Raw genomic sequence first — 18,928 nt, forward strand, 5'->3', positions numbered from 1 at the left:
AAATAAGAAACGGGTCAATAGACCCGGTGGACGCATGAACACTGCATCCGGGGTCACTGACCCCGCGCTTGACTGTCTCCGCCAACTGAGACGATACTACTAATCGCCTCAAATGTAAGGCTTTATGCGAGGCTTGACATACCGTCTTGCCAACTCGCTGGCCTGTTTTGCTGACCACCGTAGATTCCAAGCATGGCGGCAATACACTGTGGTTACAATGCCAAATGAGAGCAGTAATTTCAAACAAACGTTTGTTTGAATTCCCGAATATTATACCCTTGTCTGCCATTGGGTCAGTCTTGCGGGGGCTTTCATTGTCGTTTCAAACCCTTAAGTCCGCTATTATAGAGGCCTTGTTCTGGACGCAGCCCCACAGGCTGGCCTAAATTAAAAGAGAGAACAGGATCACTCAACGTATCTTGCACCGGGCTACGCAACAACAGCCGGTCAGTGCGATGATCCTTATATCCACCAAGAAGTTTGAGGAGACCAACGTGGAACGCGAATCGATGGAATTTGATGTTCTGATCGTCGGCGGTGGGCCGGCCGGTTTATCGGCCGCCTGTCGTATTATGCAATTGGCTCAAGAAGCTGGCGAAGAGAAGACTGTTTGCGTCGTCGAAAAGGGTTCTGAGATTGGTGCCCATATTCTTGCTGGTACCGTGTTTGAGCCGACCGCCCTGAACGAACTTTTTCCGGACTGGAAAGAGAAAGGCGCACCGCTGAACACCCCTGTTACCCGGGACGATATTTTTGTTCTTCGAAGTGAAGATTCTGCCACCAAGGTGCCGGGGGCTTTCGTTCCCAAAAGCATGCATAACCATGGCAACTACATCATCAGCCTGGGTAACCTTTGTCGCTGGCTGGCGGAACAGGCTGAAGGCATGGGTGTCGAGGTTTACCCTGGTTTTGCCGCGGCTGAAACCATTATTGAAGATGGTCAGGTAAAAGGGATCATCACCGGGGACATGGGTGTTGCCCGGGATGGCAGCGAAAAAGACGGGTATATGCCTGGCATGGAACTGCGGGCTAAATACACTCTGTTCACCGAAGGATGCCGCGGCCACCTTGGAAAGCAGCTGATCCGGGATTTCAAGCTGGACGAGGGCAAAGACCCGCAGCACTATGGTCTCGGCATCAAGGAACTGTGGGACATTGACCCGGCCAAACACGAGCCGGGCCTGGTAGTCCACACAACGGGCTGGCCCCTGACGGAAACCGGCACTACCGGCGGCTCGTTTCTGTACCACCTGGAAAACGGGCAGGTTTACGTCGGCCTGATCGCAGACCTGTCCTACAGCAATCCGTATATGAGTCCGTTTGAAGAGTTCCAGCGACTGAAGCTGCACCCGGAAATCCGTAAACACCTGGAAGGCGGCAAGCGGGTTTCCTACGGTGCCCGCGCCCTGACTAAGGGTGGCTTTAACTCGCTACCGAAAATGAGCTTTCCCGGTGGCCTGATACTGGGCTGTGATGCAGGCACCCTGAACAGCTCGAAGATCAAGGGTTCCCATACTGCCATGAAGTCCGGCTTGCTTGGCGCGGAAGCAGTATTCGAAGCGATGAAGGAAGGCAAAAACGGGGAAGAAATCACCAGCTTTGCGGATCGCTTCAAGAGCAGCTGGCTGTATAAAGAGCTGTTTGATGAACGCAACTTTGGTCCGTCCATGCACAAGTTCGGAAACATCATCGGTGGTGGCATCGCGTTCTTTGAACAGAACATCTTGCACCGTAGCCTGCCCTTCACATTCCATGACACCATACCGGATTATGCAACGCTGAAAGAAGCGGCCCACTCAAAGAAGATCACTTATCCGAAGCCGGATAACAAACTGACCTTTGATCGCCTGACGTCGGTATTTGTGTCTAACACAAATCACGAGGAAGACCAGCCGGTTCACCTGAAACTGACAGACCCGGACATTCCTATCGAGCACAACCTGCCAAAATACGACGAGCCTGCTCAACGTTATTGCCCTGCAGGCGTGTACGAGGTGGTTGAAAAGGATGATGGCAGCGGTAAACGGTTCCAGATCAACGCGCAGAACTGCGTTCATTGCAAAACCTGTGATATCAAGGACCCGGCCCAGAACATCACCTGGGTGACTCCTGCCGGAGGTGGTGGTCCCAACTATCCGAACATGTAACAGGTTCAATCGACCAAAAAAAAACGGCCCTTTGCGGGCCGTTTTTTTATTGGTCGACTACATCACGATAATCAGTGAACGTGGCCGTGCTCAGCTTCTTCTTCACTCGCTTCGCGAGTTTCGACAACTTCCACGTCAAAATGCAGAGTTTGCCCTGCCAGTGGGTGGTTTGCATCGATGGTGACGGTCTCGTCACTCACTTCAACAACACGAACAACCTGTGGGCCGCCCGGAGTCTGCGCCTGGAACTGCATGCCTGGCTCGATAGATTCGACGCCTTCGAAAGCCGTACGGGGAACTGGCTGAACCAGCTCTTCGTTAACTTCACCGTAGCCTTCAGCGGGCTCGATTGAGACTTTCAGCGCATCGCCTGCATCTTTGTCGTTCAATGCGTTTTCAAGTCCACCGATGATATTCTCAGCACCTTCCAGATAAGTCAGCGGCTCACGACCTTCGCCACGGGAGGAGTCAAGCTGCTCTCCCTCATCGTTTGTGAGCGTGTAATGGATGGTGACAACACGAGGTTGGGCCATGTGATCTCCTTGCGTGTCGCAATGATTGTATGAATTTAAAAACGTGGATAACCGAGAGTTGCCCTGCACAGCAGACTGTACGGAGGAACTGACGATCACCGGGCCCGTAAGGGAGCCAAGCTCTGACAACATTCAGAAAACAAGTCTAACAAAGGTCAGACTGCCTTTCCCACAGTTAAAAGTAAGGGCGCGTTTTGGTAATTCAAGCCCCCTGCCCGATTTCGAAGAAAAAACCGTCGCTCCAGACACCAAAACTGTTGTCGGAACCTTTCGGGTTTTCAACCACATAGCTGGCAAGGTCGTAGAACGCCGACGTTACCAGACGAGCTTCCAGACCATGGCGAACATAAACGAGGGGCCTTGGCTCGTCGGACCCGGGATAGGTGCCCACCACCAATGGATGCGCCTTTCCGATCATTAATACCTCCTCGGCGCTGGTGGTCAGGTACAGTTCCTGAAGCTCGCCCTCGCCGATGGCTCTGAGCGAATGCGCCTGCAGCGGCGTGTCTTCCACCTGGATACGCCACTTCTCGACCGGAGTGACCAGATAATACTCGTTGTCGTCCTCACGCCTCAGGATGGTGGAAAACAGTTTGGTCAGCGCCTGGCGCTCCATCAGCTCGCCCTTGTAGAACCAGCTGCCATCCCGGGCAATCCGTATATCGATATCGCCAGACAGCTCCGGGTGCCATTGATCAACCGGCGGCAGCCCTTGTTCGCCACTGCGGGCAGCCTTCAGCTGTGCCTCTATTGCGTTCGGTTCCTGGCTCATTCTGTAAGCTCCTGGCCGTTGATGGTGGCAACGATTCGTTATGGTAAGAACTGCGCCCTGATGTCCGCACAACCGGGGCCGGCGATTGGCATATCCAGTAATACTGCCTGACTGGTCATAAAGGGGATGCCGTGTCGGTGGCCGTCGACAAGGAGGGTAGACAACGCGCCTACAAACGGCATATGCGAAACCAGCATAAGGTTGTCGTGAGCTGCCGTTATAAGCCGGTCCAGACATTCGCCCGGGTCTTCATCGGGCGTAATAAAGGTTTTCTCTTCAACCGGGCAATTAATAAGCTCAGAGACGATCGCCGCCGTTTGCCTCGCCCTGACCAACGGGCTACACCAGATGAGCTCGGGCCGCCATGGGGACGCCGCTATCTGCTTGGCAACAGCGGCCGAGGCGAAGCGACCGGATTCCGTCAAGGTGCGCTGCTGGTCCTGGGTGTGCCAGCCTGCTTCGCCATGGCGCATGATCAGCAAGTACATTGGCAACTCCGTGATAAGTTACTGGGACAGTACGCGAGGTAATATGAACTCAACGTCCGAGTTCTGTGCCGCCATCATCAGGCTGCCGATAACGGCCTTGATCGAGGCACCACCATAAAGAATGTCATGCAGCCCGCGAACCAATGGCATATAGATGCCCATTTCTTCCGATTTTTCCTTAACCAGCAAGAGCGTGTAAATGCCTTCGGCAACTTGCCCTATTTCCGCTACTGCATCGTCGAGCTTCGCACCCTTGCCCACCGCATACCCGACACGGTAGTTGCGGCTTTTTGGAGAGGTACAGGTCACCACAAGGTCTCCGACGCCCGCAAGCCCCATGAAGGTCATGGGATTAGCGCCAAGGCTGACCGCGAAACGGCTCATTTCTGCGAGACTACGGGTGATCAGCATAGCCTTGGCATTTTCACCCAGATCAAGCGCGGCTGCCATTCCGGATACGATGGCGTAAATGTTTTTTAACGCACCCGCCAGCTCAACACCGTACACATCAACATTGGCGTAAACCCGGAGGTAATTGCAACCCAGCAATTCCTGAACCTTGCTTCGCACCATGGGGTCTTTGGCAGCGATGACGACCGCTGTCAGATCCCGGTTCACGATTTCGCCTGCCAGAGTGGGACCGCTGAGCACGCCAATACGAGCCCGCGGAATTTCTTCCTGCAGGATCTCGCTCATCAATTTGAAGCCTTCTTTCTCGATGCCTTTGGTAAGGCTGACAACAATCTGGCCATTACTGAAATCGTCTACATGTTCGCGAATAACACTGCGAAAAGCTTTACTGGGGATGGCGACGAAAACAATTTCAGCTCCGTCAACAGCACTGTGAAGGTCATTGGTAGGGGTGATGGTACCTGCCAGCGTAACGCCCGGCATGTAGCGGCTATTGGTGCGGTGTTGACTGATTTCCAGCACTTGGGCCGGATCGCGCATCCAGAAGTGGACCTCGTGATCGTTTTCACCCAGCACTTTGGCCATGGCTGTGCCAAAACTGCCCCCGCCGAGAACAGCCACTTTGTGTACTGATTTGGAGGCGCTTGAGGACTCCGATCCTTGATTTTCAGACATAGTAATTCCAGTCAGGTGTCGGGTGCATCTGTTAGTTGCTTGCTTGATTGTAATTGGTATCGAGGTGTCCGGTCAGCCCGGTTCTTCACATTCCAGCGCCCGGACGAGATTTTTGAACTCTTCCCGATTCCGGCTGTTGAGGCTCATTAGTACTTTGTGGGCATCCAGAACCTTGTCCCTCACCTGTTGTTCACTGGCTTTCAGGACGGGAATCTCTTCGAGTTCCTCAATGCAGGAGGCGGGTTCTTTGAGAATTATGAAAATTTTATCGAACCCCATGGACGTAATGATACGTGTCACATCGGGGTTGGTGGAAATCAGGGTAGGCAAGAACTGGCTGCGTTTTTCAGCCGCCATGGCAATCTTTGCGAGCAGGCCAAGGGTGGTGCTATCAATGATATCGGTTTCAGTGAGGTCAATAACGACGGTCTTGAAGGCAGGATCCTGGGTGATGGATTCGACCAGATGGTCCAGCGTTGAGCACAGGTTCAGCCGGATTTCCCCAATAAACTTGAGAACATAGATGCCCTGTTTTTCAGCTTGCAGGATTTTATAACCAGCCATCATCATTGCCATTATTTCGACTTAATATCCGTTACCGACACGACAGCGATATCATCCGGTAGCTCCGAGATCTCATCAAGATGAAGAGCTTCACTTAAAGAAGCGATAGTGTGACTACCTCCCGATACGAGTTCAAGTAGTCTACTCTCCTTTTCAGCAAGGTTATCTGCTTTTATCACCTCAAGAATACCATCAGAGAACAGAATCAACCTGAATGGCCTGTCGAGCGGTGTTTCGTAAACCTCCCACTCCGGGCTTTCAAACAGCCCGACCGGAAGCCCACTGCCCTCCAAAAACCGCGGGTTGCCATCATCAAAAGACAGAATGGGCATCGGGAAGTGGGCGCCAACGGCGTATCTGAGCGTGTGCTCCGATTCCGAGATAATACCCACAAAAACCGTTACGTGTTTCCCAAGGCCAGTGTCCAGTAGTTCGGTATTAATACGTTCAAGGAACCGATCCGGATACAGAATATCGTCGCTTGAACCTCTTCTCATATTGCGCTGCAAACGGTTGGTGAGATTTCTCAGCAGAACGGTAACAAAGGCCGAGCTGGCGCCATGACCCGACACATCGGCTATGTACACCAGTGTTTTATCGGAATCAATGCTGAAGTAATCGAGGAAGTCACCGCTCAGATACAGCGAGGGTTTGATCAGGTGGTCAATATCAAAAGCGCCAATGTGCTGATCATGATCCGGTAACATCTTCATCTGGACTTTGCGCCCTGCCCGCTGGTCGGCCCGCAGCTCTGCGATGCCGGCACGCAAATCCCGGTTGGCTTCTTCCAGCTCCTGGCGGTACAGCTGATTCAGGCGGTTGATCCGTACCCGATCGAACAATTTCCCAAGCACATCATCAAGCTGCATTTTGTCATTACAGGGCTTCATCACGAAATCGGAGGCGCCGGCACGCAACGCTGCAACCACTTCGGTTGCTGTTTCGACTCTGGAGTAGGCAATCAGGGGAACGTAACTCTTAAGACTTCCAAGCTTGTCGGTCAGCTCGGAAATAGCCGCAGGCGTCATATCGACAAAGATTGCATCGGGAATGTGGTCTTCAAACAACCCTCTTGCCGCCGCGAGATCAGGATACCCGCGCACATAAAAACCCTTCGCTTCGAGGTGTCTATCAAGCTCGGATCTTGCGTGTTCGTCAGGGTCTATTATCAAAATGCGCTCTGTGCGCGATGCCATGGAGGTCACCCTAAACTACCAGCAGTAAACGATAAAAACCGCGTCTTCACGTCTCTTAGTGGCTATTCTGGCACGACGGTGTGATATAACAAGACAAGATTCGCGTTTTACCCTGTTTTCGGAGATGTTTCATCATGCGAAGTGCCGTCAATGACCTCCTTGGAGCCTATGACAAACTGATTATGGACCCTGTGCACGGCGGCATTCCGCTGTATCGCCATGAAATACAGGTTATCGATCACCCGCTTTTCCAGCGACTCCGGAATATCTGCCAAAATGATATTCTAAGCCTGGTTTTTCCCGGCGCTACCCACTCCCGCTTTCTGCACAGCATCGGTGTAATGCATGTGGGCGGGCGCATGTTCAGGGCCATGATTGATGCTTATCTACGCGAGCGTCAGCTCAGCAAGCAGGTCGATCTCAGCCTGAGCCAGCTGGATGCCATCGACTACCTGGCAAAAACCATCCGGCTTGCGTGTCTGCTTCATGACAGTGGTCACTCCAGTTTTTCCCATCAATTTACCCAAGCCCGCAAGATCCATGACCTGATGTCCCGCCCGGATCGCTTTGAAGATCTGTGGGAGGACGTCAATTACCGGGCATTTTACACGGAGCAGCCCGTTGAACTGGAGCACGAGCACTACTCCGTTCGGGTAGCTTACGATGTGCTTGAATCCATTGATCTGGCTGCCGCCGGTCTGCATGCCGAAGACATTCTGGGCATCATGGAAACGACCAACGTGACCCCCAGTGAATCTTTCTGCCGTCACGCGCACACCTTCTGGGGCTTCATTGCAGGGCCGGACGCCGAGTCCGGGGCTCTGAACGAGGCCTCCATCCCGGGCCTGGTAATGGATCTTCTGTCATCAGTGGTGTCAGGTGAAATCGATGCAGACCGGGCAGATTACATGCTGCGAGACGGTTTTCACTCCTCCGTCACCATCGGTGGATTCAACCTGGATCACCTACTCAGTAACCTTCGGTTTGGCTGGGACGTGGAGCAACCCTGGCTGGGGCTGGCAATTACCCAGAAAGGGCTCGGTGCGCTGGAGGATTTTGTGTACAGCCGCCACCAGATGTACCGCAAAGTCTACGCCCACAAAACTGCTTTGGGATTTGACTGGCTGCTTCGGGAAGCCATCAACGAGGTGCTGGATGATCCGGAAAGCTTCGAATGGGTAGATACCTGCCTTAGCAACATGCAGAATTTTGCTGAGCTGACGGACAACTTCTTCTGGGAAGCTTTTCGCAAGGTTGCTCGCAAACGGCCGAAGAGCTACTCCAAATGCATCGTTGACCGCATCAAGCTGGACCACCTGGATACCCGGGAAGATCTGTCAGAGAGTGCCATTGATGAACACAGTGTGTTTCTGGCAGAGCAGCTTCACCTGGACGGTAACGATGTGGTGACCTGCTCCATGCATGCCAGGTTTTCCAACATTCAGGACAATTTCAATGGCATAAAGGTGTTGGTTCGTGATCCCATCCGCCGCTCCCGCAGCTTGCGAAAGATTACGGACGTCAGTGCGTTCTTCAGCAAATTTGGCGACGGCACCATCACGCATTTTTACCGCCGTCCGGCGTTACTCCGGAGTCCTTGAGGTGTCTTGGGTGTTTGGGCTCAGGCTGCCATCGGAACACAGTCGATTGACCAGACTTTCGGCGCTCTCATAGGCCCCTTCTACCCGGCCCCCTTGCACCCAGTCACCGATAACACCGATGCGCTCATCATTGAACCAGAGATGACCGGGGCCCTCGGTGGCTGCAGATTTTGCGTACAACCAACGATGCGTCAAGATGTGATCCGGTTGTTCAACCACTCCTGTCGCTTGAGCAAAGGCGCCAACCAAAGCTTCAGTGACAAATTCCGGCGACCCATTCTGATACTGGTCGGACCAGTCCGGGCGCCCATGAAGCACCCACCACTCACCAATACCCTCACGGCCCGGCTTGCTGCTGTTGTTCGCAGCCCATTGCAAAATGTCGCTCTTCGGCTGAAAACCGTCATAGTCCAGACCCAGGGAGTGGGGAAAACGTGCCACCACGGTCCAGCAGGCCTGCATCTGGCTGACATGGGGCTCCAGAAATTGCGACAGCCCGGTAAGCCCACTCGCTGCCAACAGGTCCCGGGACTGGGCCGGGGGAGCTGTAATGATGACAGCATCAAAGCATCCGTGATCCTTGCCTTCGGTATCCCGGAGCCGCCACTGATCATCATCTATGCGCTCAAATTTGTCGATTCGAATCCGGGCATTAATAGTGAGTGATTCTGATAGCGCCCGGGAAATGGCTGTCATCCGGGGCAGACCCACGTAACGCTCCGAATCTTTGAACAGCCCCCACTCGCCGCTGTCTGACTGGTATCGCAGTCGTGCGGACCATGTGGTGTAATGCTCCGGGCCGACATAGCGCTCAAGCAGCTCCCTGAACCCCGGATTGCGAATCGTGAAGTATTGCGCCCCGATATCCGCAGAGCCCCCGCCAAGGCTGTCAGGCAAGCGTTTGGCCGCCAGCCTTCCGCCCGGCCCCCGGCTTTTTTCAAAAAGCGTAACCTCGACCGCCGATGCTTTCAGAAGAAGAGCCGCTGCCAGCCCGGACATGCCTGAACCGATGATGGCGATTCGACGTATGTTCCGCGGTGATCGAGATTCATTAAACATTGTGTTGAGTACATCCAATCATTGTGTGGTTGACGTAAACCCAGCAGATAAACAGGCAGTTGGCCGTTCGGCTACTATGACTATCTATAGAAAGGGTAAGCAGGGTATGACCCGAGTGCAAAATTTGTTAGCGAACATCTTGAGGTGGTTCGACTCGAACGCCCATTCAGATCATCTGGATACAAGCTCACGCTCTTTTAATTTCATCCGTGTAATTCCCTTCATAGCACTCCATCTGGCGTGTGCTCTGGTTATTGTCACGGGTACCAGTATGTTTGCAGTAGGCTTCGCAATGGCGTTCTTCATCGCAAGAATGTTTGCTATTACCGGCTTCTACCACCGCTATTTTTCCCACAAAACGTTCAAGACCAACCGTTTCTGGCAATTCATATTTGCCGTTGTTGGTGCCAGCGCGGCCCAGCGAGGACCTCTTTGGTGGGCCGCGCATCACCGGCACCATCACCAGCACTCAGACGATCCCGAAGACCTCCACTCGCCACACCAGAACGGTTTTTGGTGGTCTCACGTGGGCTGGTTCACCTGCGACGCAGGCTTTGCGATGGACGAGCGCCGGGTCAGGGATTGGCTGAAATTCCCCGAACTCCGACTCATCAACCGCTTCGATTCGCTGGTTCCCATGGCTGCGATCATCGCTATTTATCTCCTAGGCGAAGGCCTGGCAGCCTGGGCACCCGGGCTCGGCACCAATGGCTTTCAGCTGGTCGTCTGGGGGTTCTTTATTTCGACGGTGGCCCTTTTCCACGCCACAGTTTCGATCAATTCGCTGGCGCACGTCTGGGGCAGCCGTCGATTTGAAACCAGTGATGACAGCCGAAACAATTTCTGGCTGGCGCTGATCACCCTCGGCGAGGGCTGGCACAACAATCATCACCGCTGGCCTCAGTCGGTCCGCCAGGGCTTCCGCTGGTACGAGATTGATCTTACCTATTACATCCTCTGGGCCCTTGAGAAAATTGGCATTGTCCACGACCTCAATCCATTACCAAGGCATATTCAGGAAGAAACCTACCGTATTGACCAAGCCCGCAGGAGGCGAACATGAGCCAACCCCAAGACCGGCCAAACACTCCCGAATTGCCAGGACTTCATCTGCAATCAGTTACTGAGCGATTCAAAGCGCTTTTTAATCAGATGTCTTCGGACGATCTGGGGGCGATGAGCGAGGTATATCATCCTGAGGTCACGTTTACCGATCCTTTTGTCACGGTACAGGGACTTGAGGCGCTGGAAGTCTACTTCGACGGGGCTTATGGGAATGTTATCGAGTGCCGTTTCGAGTTTTCCGATGATATCGGGTCGGGAAATGATATATGCCTGCCCTGGGTCATGAAACTTCGGCACAAACGTATTCGGCGGGGAGAGTTGATTGAAGTAGATGGCATTACCCGTCTGCACCTCGAAGACGAACTTGTTACGGTCCATCGAGACTACTTTGATGCCGGACAACTTCTGTATGAAAATTTGCCGGTGTTGGGCAGTGCGGTACGCTGGCTAAGGAAGCACGCTGCATGAGTAATCTGATGTCGAAACCCATTACAATCTGGTTGACCGGTGCGACCTCGGGGATCGGTTACGCCCTGGCGGAAGGCCTGCTGAAGGACGGTCACCACCTGATAGCCACCGGACGCCGGGAAGAGCCGCTTCGGGAACTGGCGAAGCTCGCTCCTGACCGGCTTACGCCCGCCCTTGGCGATACCACGAATAAAGAGGACCTGGACCGCATTGGTGCTGTTCTGGATCAGCACCAACCCGTACAGATGGCCATACTGAACGCCGGAACCTGTGAATATCTGGACGTGGCCAAGTATGACAGCGAGGTGATCGAAAAGAATATCGTCACTAACGTGATTGGCACGTCCAGGAGCGTCGAGGCGGTTTTACCGTTTCTGCGGGCAGCCCGGAGCCAGGGTCTGGCTGCGCGACTTGTCATAGTCAGCTCGTCAGCCTGGTGGTTTCCATTCGGCCGTGCAGAGGGCTATGGTGCGTCCAAAGCCGCCCTGACCTATTTTGCGCATTCCTTGCGAGCAGATCTGGCGGCAGAAGGGATCGAGGTCACTGTGGTTTCTCCGGGTTTTGTGAAAACACCCCTGACGGACCAGAACGATTTTGACATGCCATTCCTGATTACCGCAGAAGATGCCACCAACCGAATAATCAAAGGTTTGAACAAAGGCCAGTCCGAGATTCACTTTCCAAAGCGGTTTACCTGGACGCTCAAGCTGTTAGGCGCCCTGCCCCAGGGCCTGATTGACCGCATGGCCGCCGCCATGACCCGCAAAAACAATGAACAGCAGGAAGATAATAAATGACCGAACCCCGCCAGCGCATTGCCATTGTGGGAGCCGGTGTAGCCGGGCTCACTTCGGCCTGGCTATTGTCCCGCACCTACGATATTGAAATTTTTGAAGCCGGCAATTACGCCGGCGGCCACACCAATACCTGCCCGGTGGAAGCCGGCGGCCGCACCTGGCCAGTTAATACGGGTTTTATCGTTTATAACGACTGGACCTACCCGAACTTCATCAAATTGATGGACAGGTTGGGCGTTGCCTCCGAGGTCAGCGACATGAGTTTCAGTGTCGATTGCCCCAGCACCGGTCTTGAATACAACGGCACGAATCTGAATACCCTGTTCGCCCAGCGCCGCAACCTGATCAACCTGCCTTTCCTCAAGATGATTCGGGAGATTCTGCGATTCAATAAAGAGTCCAGGGAGGATCTGGCCGCCGACGCCATCAACGATTCCGAAACCCTGGGTGATTACCTTAACCGGAACGGCTACTCCCGGTTCTTTCGCAATAACTACATTGTACCGATGGGTTCGGCGATCTGGTCAGCGCCGGAGTTGGTACTGGAACAGTTTCCTATTCGCTTCTTCCTGCAGTTTTTCAACAATCACGGCATGCTGTCCGTGGATGACCGCCCCACCTGGCGTGTTATTTCTGGCGGCTCGGCAACTTATGTCCGCAAAATGATGGAAACCCTGGGGCCACATACGCACCTCAACAGTCCGGTCACCGGCGTGCAACGTTTTGAAGATCATGTTCTGGTGACCGTTAATCAAGAAGCGCATCGCTTTGATCAGGTCATCTTTGCCTGCCACAGCGACCAGACACTCTCCATGCTTGTCGATGCCAGCGAGGTGGAGCGGGAAATTCTGGGTGCAATACCTTTCCAGGACAATGAAGTCGTCCTGCATACGGACGCCTCTGTTCTGCCGACCGAGAAGCGCGCATGGGCGGCGTGGAATTACTTTATCCCGCGTCACAGCACGGAGCCGGTCTCCGTCACTTACAACATGAATATTCTCCAGAATTTCCATGACGCGCCGGAGACATTTTGCGTCACGCTGAACCGCAGCCGCGACATCGATCCGGCCAAAATTATCGAACAGTATCGCTACGCCCATCCGGTCTTCAGCCTGGAAGCCGTCGCCGCGCAGAACCGGTATGAGGAGATCGGTGGCAAGAACCGCAGCCATTTCTGTGGCGCTTACTGGTTTAACGGTTTCCATGAGGACGGCGTCCGCAGTGCATTACGGGTCACGGAAGCGCTCGGAGTGGAGCTTTGACGATGACAGCCTCAGACGCCAAGCCGTTGGCAAGCCAGTGGTTGGAAGGCATCGTTCGACACCGTCGGCGAACGCCGGTAGCCCATCAGTTTGAATATCACACCGGTATGCTGGCGTTAAATCTTGATGAATGGTCCACCGTGACGCGCTTGAGCCGCTGGTTTTCGCTGGAACGTTTTAACTGGCTGTCTCTGCGCAGGAAAGATTATTTTGCGCCCGAGCAACCTGACCTCAAGCGTGCGGTATCGGAACAGGTTGAGGCGGCTACCGGCTGGTACCCCGACGGTGCAATTGAGCTGATCACCCATCCGCGCTACTTCGGCTATGTGTTCAACCCGGTCAGTTTCTATTTCTGTTATGACGCCGGAGCAGACTCCGCGGATGGCGCTGTGCCCCGCGTTATAGCGGCACAGATTACCAATACGCCCTGGCATGAACGCCACGTGTACTGCCTCGAACGCGGCGAACCGAGGGAGTCAGGAGGTGGCTGGAACACCCAGGCGTTCAGCTTTCGAAAACGCTTTCATGTGTCGCCCTACAATCCGATGGATCAGGATTACCACTGGCTCTTCAGCTTCCGAAACCGCGAACTGCGCATTCACATGAATGTGCACAAGGAGGGTGAAAAAATATTTGATGCGACTCTGGCAGTCCAGAGAGTACCCCTCACTCGTAAAACGTTGCATAAGAGCCTGCGGCAGTTTCCTCTGGAGTCATTCAAGGTGGTCACAGGCATTTATTGGCATGCACTCAAGCTCAAGCTCAAAGGGGCCCGGTTCGAAACCCACCCCGACAAGCTGGACCCTGCCGATCCCAATTATCGCCTTGGCACCAATGACCAGGGCGAAGCCGTAGATCAGGCAAGTAGCGACCCGACAATTAAAGCAAAGGTAAGCTCATGGAGAACATGAATTCATCACTGGAGACCACTGACCGTAAGATGCAAGGCTCGCTCACCGACCGAGTGGCCCGCAACTTAGTCTGCAGCCAGCTGAACGATCTGAGAGATGGAATCCTGACAATTCGTGAGTCCGGCTACGATGACCAGATTTTCGGCGACGGCAATACTGATCACCCGGCGGCAGAGCTGATCGTGCAGGACGGCTCCACTTGGCGGGATCTGCTTAGCGGCGGCAGTATTGGCGCAGCGGAATCCTATGTCGCTGGGGACTGGAGTTCCCCGGATCTGGTCGCCCTGTTGCGCTTTTTCTCCCGCAACCTGGATCGCATGAATGCCTTTGAGGACAGGTACAGCTGGGTGACCAAGCCAGCACTGAAAGGCTTACACTGGCTCAACCGGAACACCCCGACCGGCTCCCGCAAGAACATTGAAGCCCATTACGATCTGGGTAATGACCTGTTTGAAACCTTCCTCGACCCCACCATGATGTATTCATCGGCTATCTATCCGAGTGAAACATCAACCCTTGAGGAAGCTGCCGTTTACAAGCTCGATGCCATTTGTAAGAAACTGGATCTGCAGCCGGGTGACCGGGTGATGGAAATTGGCACCGGCTGGGGTGGTTTTGCTATCCATGCAGCGAAACATTATGGCTGTCACGTCAGCACCACCACGATTTCCCGGGAGCAACTCGAGCTGGCAAAAGCGCGGGTAGAAGAGGAAGGTCTGTCAGACCGCATTACCTTGTTGTTTGATGATTATCGGGACCTGTCTGGCCAGTTCGACAAGCTGGTGTCCATTGAGATGATCGAGGCGGTTGGCCCGCAGTTCCTCGACAGTTATATCGGTCAGATTGATGCCCTGCTGAAGCCCGACGGGCTGGCTTTGATTCAGGCCATCAATATGCCGGAACAGCGATACCAGCGGGCGCTAAAGAACGTGGACTTCATCCAGCGCTTTATCTTCCCGGGCAGCTTCATCCCCTCCTTCGGCGCTATGCTCGACTCCGTCCGAACCCGAAGTAATCTGGTGTTGACCCATGCCGAGGACATCGGGTTTCACTACGCCCGTACGCTGCGGGACTGGTGTGACCGTTTTGTGGCAAATGAAGACCGTATCAGCGAGCTTGGTTACAACCAGAGTTTCCGCCGACTGTGGCGTTTCTATTTTGCCTATTGCGAGGCTGGTTTCCGGGAGCGCGCAATCGGCGTTTCACAGATTTTGCTGGCCAAGCCGGGCAACAAACGAGCGAACCTGTTGAGCTTATGATTACCTCCAGCATCGCTCGTAACCTGATCAATTTCTTGCTGTTTCAGGCCGGCTGGTTCCTGTGCGTGGCGTTCCCCGGCATGTTAACCGCCGCGATTGCGTTCGGTCTGGTGGCAGTTCACCTGGTTCTGGTCAGCCAGAACGCCGCACGGGAGTGGCAATTTATTCTGCTAGGCACTGTGCTGGGCACCGTGTTGGATGGGCTTTGGTTCCGCACCGGCGTTATGGCAGACACATCGGGCGCCGCCGTGATCTGGACGCCCATCTGGCTGGTCGGAGTATGGGCAGTGTTCATGACGACTATCGCCCACTCACTGTCCTGGATGGGGCAAAAAGCATGGTTCCCGTTTGTATTTGCACCGGTGGCCGGACCCTTTGCCTACTGGAGCGCCAGCAAACTGGGGGCTGTGACCCTGCCAGACCTGCCGGTTTCCCTGATAGCACTGGCCGTAGGATGGCTGGTGATCTTTCCCTCGCTCATGCATATTCGCCAGCGCTTTTATCCGGAGCTCGCCTCATGATCGCCAAAAAGATTTCTCAACCAGCGTTGCTTGCCGCCCTGACACTGATCGGAACCCTGCCGTCACTGGCTTCGGCTCAGTCTGGTGACACCGACCTGTGGGAGTTCACGGGTAAAGCGTTTGATATCAATAATGATGATGTCTTGCTGTATGAAGAACATCACCAGGTGGAGGGTCAATGCATCAACAACATCTGGCAGCCCATGTCGCACCAGGTGGACTACTTCAAGCAAGGCGAGGATTCGGCGTTCGCCTCTAAAACCCTGAGCTATACGGAATCGCCTCTGAGGCCGAGTCTTGATTTTCGGCAGCCGGAATTTGACGAACGCATGGTGATCGCAAACCAGGAGGACCGTCAGCTGCAGATAACCTGGGATACCAACAAAGGTGACACGAAAACCTTTACGACACCCGTTGACCAGAATGTTGTTGGGGATGCCGGATTCGATAATTTTGTGCGCCGGAACTGGCCGAAAATTCAGGACGATCAGGCCATAGATTTCCGCTTTCTGGCTCCCACCCGTGGTGAACACTACGCATTCGTTCTCGAGCAAACTTCCGATTCCAGAATCAGCGGTGACGTCGTCCTGGAAATACGCCCCAGCGGATTTGTTACCCGGTTCCTGGTGGACCCGATTATTCTCGGATATAGCACGGAAGGAGCACTGACGGACTACGTCGGACTCACCAACATTCGGGAAAATGAGGAACGAAACTACACTGCCCATATCCAATATCAGACCGAAACCGCTGTGAGCTGCAACCTGACACCCTGAACATTCCCTGCTTCAACCACGTCGCAAGCGGTCGCTGATATCTGTGATAAACTTCCGAGTTAACAACCGTCAACAGATCGAGTCTGCGCCCATGAAGTTCGTTTCTTTTAACGTCAACAGTATCCGGACCCGCCTGCACCAGCTTGAAGCTGTTATTTCAGCCTGCAATCCTGATTTTATTGGCTTACAGGAAACCAAGGTCACCGATGAAGAATTTCCCGTCGAAGCCGTCAGAGCGTTAGGCTACCACGTTCATTTTCATGGTCAGAAGACACACTATGGGGTGGCGCTATTATCCCGCCTGGAACCGGACCTGGTTGTCAAAGGCTTTCCCGATGATGTCGACGATTCCCAGAGCCGCCTGATCATCGGCCATTTTACGGTAAACGGTGACAAACTGACGGTGGTGAATGGCTATTTCCCTCAGGGCGAAAGTCGCGACCATCCGATCAAGTTCCCCGCCAAGCAGAAGTTCTACGCTGACCTGATGGAACAAATCGACCGGCTCAAAGAGCAAAGCCCGAACCTCATTGTGATGGGCGATATGAACATATCGCCGACCGACAACGATATCGGCATCGGCGCAGACAATGCCAAACGATGGCTGAGAACCGGGAAATGCAGTTTTCTCCCTGAGGAGCGGGAGTGGTTGTCTCAGGTTGAGCAACGGGGACTCACCGATGTATTCCGCTACCTGCACCCCGAAGAAGCCAATACATTCAGCTGGTTTGATTACCGGAGTAGAGGCTTTGAGCGGGAGCCCAAACGCGGGTTGCGGATTGACCTGATCATGGCCAGTGATTCGCTGTTGCCCAAAGTAAGAGCCGCCGGAATCTCATATGATATCCGTGCCATGGACCGGCCATCAGATCACTGTCCGGTTTGGGCTGAATTCGAACTTTGATGTCACCGTTTCGCAGGACGCGCCGATGAAAGTCAAAACCCGGGACAGAATTCTGAATACCTCACTTGCGCTCTTCAACTCACTGGGAGAGCCCAATGTCACCACATTGCTGATCTCTGACGAACTTGATATCAGCCCCGGCAACCTTTACTACCATTTCAAAAGCAAAGGCGACATTGTCTCGCAGCTGTTTGAAGCGTACGAGCAGGAACTACTTGATCTTCTCAATGTGCCGGAAGACGTGGTTATTGATCTCGACCAGATCGGTATTTTCCTGCATCTTTTGTTTGAAGCGGTCGCCCGTTATCGGTTCCTGTATCAGGATCTGGTCAATGTGCTGTCACGGTATGACAGTTTACAAAGCCATTTCCGGAAGTTACTGAAGAAAAAGGAACTCGCCTTCCGGACGCTGTGCAATAGCCTGAAGAATCAGGAAGTCATGACGCTATCCGGATCAGAACTTGATTCCCTTTGTCAGCAATTAAACCTGACCTTATGTTATTGGGTCAGTTTCGACAGTCTGTATCATATGAATGATCGTGACGCTGTAAACCCCGGGCGAGGCGTTTATCAGATGATGAACCTGCTGGCACCCTTTCTGGGGGCAGAAGAACGTCAGCAGGTGCAGGCGATGAGCGAAGATTATTTCTGAGCAGGTTTTGGTTTGGCTGCGGTGCTACGGGTAATTTTTTTCACGGGCGTCTTTTTAGCCGGCGCTTTTTTACGGGCGGCAGCTTTCTGGGACTTTAACTCAGCCTCCAGTGCCTCGATTCGTGCTTCCAGAGCTTCAATTTCATCCCGACGATGAATGCCCAGCCTCCGCAATGCACCGGATACTCTCTGATCAAACAGGTGTTCCAGTTTATCCCAGGTACCAGTGGCTTTTTCCCGAACGTCTTCCACCCGGGTTTCCACTGATTTCAATTGCTTTTCAACAACACCGCGGGTTTTGTTTTCAAGCTCTTCACCCTCGTTGACCAGCCGCTCAAAAAACTTGCCCGCGTCTTCTTCAGCCTTGGTGTAGGCTCCAAGACCGGCCAACCAGATCTGACGGGCGGAGTCCTTGATCTTCCCCGCCAATTGAACGTCGTGATCCGACTTTTTGTCGTTCTGGTCTGACATAACTGCACCTCTGAGAAGAAAACCGGAAAACGGACCTGTCTGCGCTTGCAAACGAATTCATTATATTACAGCCAAGGGTAAATTTCAGTGGTTTATAGCGCCGGAAATGACTGAAAAATGGTCAGATATTTATGTCGCTATAAACGCAAAATGAATATGACAAAATGAACTGAGGGGATGTGTGCAAAAACTTGAAGTGTTTAAAATTTAGTCAATAATACAATTACTAGCGTCCCTGCTGACGTTAGTTTGTCTGGAAGTCTTTCATGGATACTACTCGCACGCCTCTGCCCGGCCATCAGCGCCGGGCTTTTTTTTGGCTTTTCGTACGTCTTTTCCCGCACTTTCTGTTCACTTTCTATATTATATAAATAAATATATTATATTTTTATAAATC

20 protein-coding genes are annotated in these 18,928 nt (G+C 53.5%); 12 read left to right on the forward strand and 8 right to left on the reverse strand.

From position 1 onward, the window contains the following. The first annotated feature begins 494 nt into the window (after positions 1-494). Positions 495-2,147, forward strand: coding sequence for an electron transfer flavoprotein-ubiquinone oxidoreductase (locus F6Y09_RS09170; RefSeq protein WP_152206639.1), 1,653 nt, complete (start codon positions 495-497; stop codon positions 2,145-2,147). A 71-nt stretch (positions 2,148-2,218) separates the two neighbouring features. Here F6Y09_RS09170 and F6Y09_RS09175 read toward each other — a convergent pair whose 3' ends face one another. The 6 genes from F6Y09_RS09175 to F6Y09_RS09200 form a co-directional block, all read right to left on the reverse strand. Next, positions 2,219-2,680, reverse strand: a complete 462-nt coding sequence (locus F6Y09_RS09175; RefSeq protein ID WP_152206640.1) for an FKBP-type peptidyl-prolyl cis-trans isomerase — start codon at positions 2,678-2,680, stop codon at positions 2,219-2,221. 202 nt (positions 2,681-2,882) lie between these two features. Further along, positions 2,883-3,452 carry a DUF1285 domain-containing protein gene (locus F6Y09_RS09180; protein ID WP_152206641.1) on the reverse strand — a complete coding sequence of 190 codons (570 nt, stop codon included), beginning with the start codon at positions 3,450-3,452 and terminating at the stop codon, positions 2,883-2,885. A 38-nt stretch (positions 3,453-3,490) separates the two neighbouring features. Then, positions 3,491-3,940, reverse strand: coding sequence for a SixA phosphatase family protein (locus F6Y09_RS09185; protein ID WP_152206642.1), 450 nt, complete (start codon positions 3,938-3,940; stop codon positions 3,491-3,493). 18 nt (positions 3,941-3,958) lie between these two features. Further along, positions 3,959-5,026, reverse strand: a complete 1,068-nt coding sequence (locus tag F6Y09_RS09190) for an NAD(P)H-dependent glycerol-3-phosphate dehydrogenase (protein WP_152206643.1) — start codon at positions 5,024-5,026, stop codon at positions 3,959-3,961. Positions 5,027-5,098: 72 nt separating this feature from the next. Beyond that, positions 5,099-5,590 carry an STAS domain-containing protein gene (locus tag F6Y09_RS09195; protein WP_152206644.1) on the reverse strand — a complete coding sequence of 164 codons (492 nt, stop codon included), beginning with the start codon at positions 5,588-5,590 and terminating at the stop codon, positions 5,099-5,101. Between the two features lie 11 nt (positions 5,591-5,601). After that, positions 5,602-6,786, reverse strand: coding sequence for a PP2C family protein-serine/threonine phosphatase (locus tag F6Y09_RS09200; RefSeq protein WP_152206645.1), 1,185 nt, complete (start codon positions 6,784-6,786; stop codon positions 5,602-5,604). 134 nt (positions 6,787-6,920) lie between these two features. On the opposite strand from F6Y09_RS09200, the gene F6Y09_RS09205 reads away from it, so the two are divergent. Beyond that, complete coding sequence (locus tag F6Y09_RS09205; RefSeq protein WP_152206646.1) at positions 6,921-8,387, forward strand: HD domain-containing protein; 1,467 nt, start codon at positions 6,921-6,923, stop codon at positions 8,385-8,387. Here the strand turns inward: F6Y09_RS09205 and F6Y09_RS09210 are convergent. Next, positions 8,370-9,386, reverse strand: coding sequence for an NAD(P)/FAD-dependent oxidoreductase (locus F6Y09_RS09210; RefSeq protein WP_246180439.1), 1,017 nt, complete (start codon positions 9,384-9,386; stop codon positions 8,370-8,372). The two genes, F6Y09_RS09205 and F6Y09_RS09210, sit on opposite strands and share 18 nt — an antisense overlap. A 166-nt stretch (positions 9,387-9,552) precedes the next feature. Here F6Y09_RS09210 and F6Y09_RS09215 point away from each other — a divergent pair, with 166 nt between their 5' ends. The 10 genes from F6Y09_RS09215 (at position 9,553) to F6Y09_RS09260 (ending at position 18,061) form a co-directional block, all read left to right on the forward strand. Beyond that, positions 9,553-10,509: an acyl-CoA desaturase gene (locus tag F6Y09_RS09215; protein WP_152206993.1), complete on the forward strand. Its 957-nt coding sequence runs from the start codon at positions 9,553-9,555 to the stop codon at positions 10,507-10,509. Continuing rightward, the gene (locus F6Y09_RS09220; protein ID WP_152206648.1) at positions 10,506-10,979 is read left to right on the forward strand and encodes a nuclear transport factor 2 family protein; all 474 of its coding nucleotides are present in this window, start codon (positions 10,506-10,508) and stop codon (positions 10,977-10,979) included. Before F6Y09_RS09215 ends, F6Y09_RS09220 begins: the two co-directional genes overlap by 4 nt. Further along, positions 10,976-11,776 carry an SDR family NAD(P)-dependent oxidoreductase gene (locus F6Y09_RS09225; protein ID WP_152206649.1) on the forward strand — a complete coding sequence of 267 codons (801 nt, stop codon included), beginning with the start codon at positions 10,976-10,978 and terminating at the stop codon, positions 11,774-11,776. The genes F6Y09_RS09220 and F6Y09_RS09225 overlap by 4 nt, the downstream gene beginning before the upstream one ends. After that, positions 11,773-13,038, forward strand: coding sequence for an NAD(P)/FAD-dependent oxidoreductase (locus tag F6Y09_RS09230; protein ID WP_152206650.1), 1,266 nt, complete (start codon positions 11,773-11,775; stop codon positions 13,036-13,038). The genes F6Y09_RS09225 and F6Y09_RS09230 overlap by 4 nt, the downstream gene beginning before the upstream one ends. Positions 13,039-13,064: 26 nt before the next feature. Further along, a complete protein-coding gene (locus tag F6Y09_RS09235) occupies positions 13,065-13,949 on the forward strand; it encodes a DUF1365 domain-containing protein (RefSeq protein WP_152206994.1) in 885 nt (294 codons plus the stop codon). Continuing rightward, positions 13,937-15,208 (forward strand): SAM-dependent methyltransferase, encoded by a 1,272-nt coding sequence (locus tag F6Y09_RS09240; protein WP_152206651.1) that lies wholly within the window; start codon positions 13,937-13,939, stop codon positions 15,206-15,208. The genes F6Y09_RS09235 and F6Y09_RS09240 overlap by 13 nt, the downstream gene beginning before the upstream one ends. Then, the gene (locus tag F6Y09_RS09245) at positions 15,205-15,729 is read left to right on the forward strand and encodes a DUF2878 domain-containing protein (protein ID WP_152206652.1); all 525 of its coding nucleotides are present in this window, start codon (positions 15,205-15,207) and stop codon (positions 15,727-15,729) included. The genes F6Y09_RS09240 and F6Y09_RS09245 overlap by 4 nt, the downstream gene beginning before the upstream one ends. Then, complete coding sequence (locus F6Y09_RS09250) at positions 15,726-16,505, forward strand: hypothetical protein (RefSeq protein WP_152206653.1); 780 nt, start codon at positions 15,726-15,728, stop codon at positions 16,503-16,505. Before F6Y09_RS09245 ends, F6Y09_RS09250 begins: the two co-directional genes overlap by 4 nt. A 91-nt stretch (positions 16,506-16,596) precedes the next feature. Beyond that, positions 16,597-17,409: an exodeoxyribonuclease III gene (xthA, locus tag F6Y09_RS09255; protein WP_152206654.1), complete on the forward strand. Its 813-nt coding sequence runs from the start codon at positions 16,597-16,599 to the stop codon at positions 17,407-17,409. Positions 17,410-17,434: 25 nt separating this feature from the next. Further along, the gene (locus tag F6Y09_RS09260; RefSeq protein ID WP_152206655.1) at positions 17,435-18,061 is read left to right on the forward strand and encodes a TetR/AcrR family transcriptional regulator; all 627 of its coding nucleotides are present in this window, start codon (positions 17,435-17,437) and stop codon (positions 18,059-18,061) included. Here F6Y09_RS09260 and F6Y09_RS09265 read toward each other — a convergent pair. Beyond that, on the reverse strand, positions 18,052-18,531 hold the full coding sequence (locus F6Y09_RS09265; RefSeq protein WP_152206656.1) for a phasin family protein: 480 nt from the start codon (positions 18,529-18,531) through the stop codon (positions 18,052-18,054). The genes F6Y09_RS09260 and F6Y09_RS09265 overlap by 10 nt on opposite strands. Between the last annotated feature and the right edge of the window lie 397 nt (positions 18,532-18,928).

Source organism: Marinobacter changyiensis (assembly GCF_009193265.1).
GTDB classification, from domain to species: domain Bacteria; phylum Pseudomonadota; class Gammaproteobacteria; order Pseudomonadales; family Oleiphilaceae; genus Marinobacter; species Marinobacter changyiensis.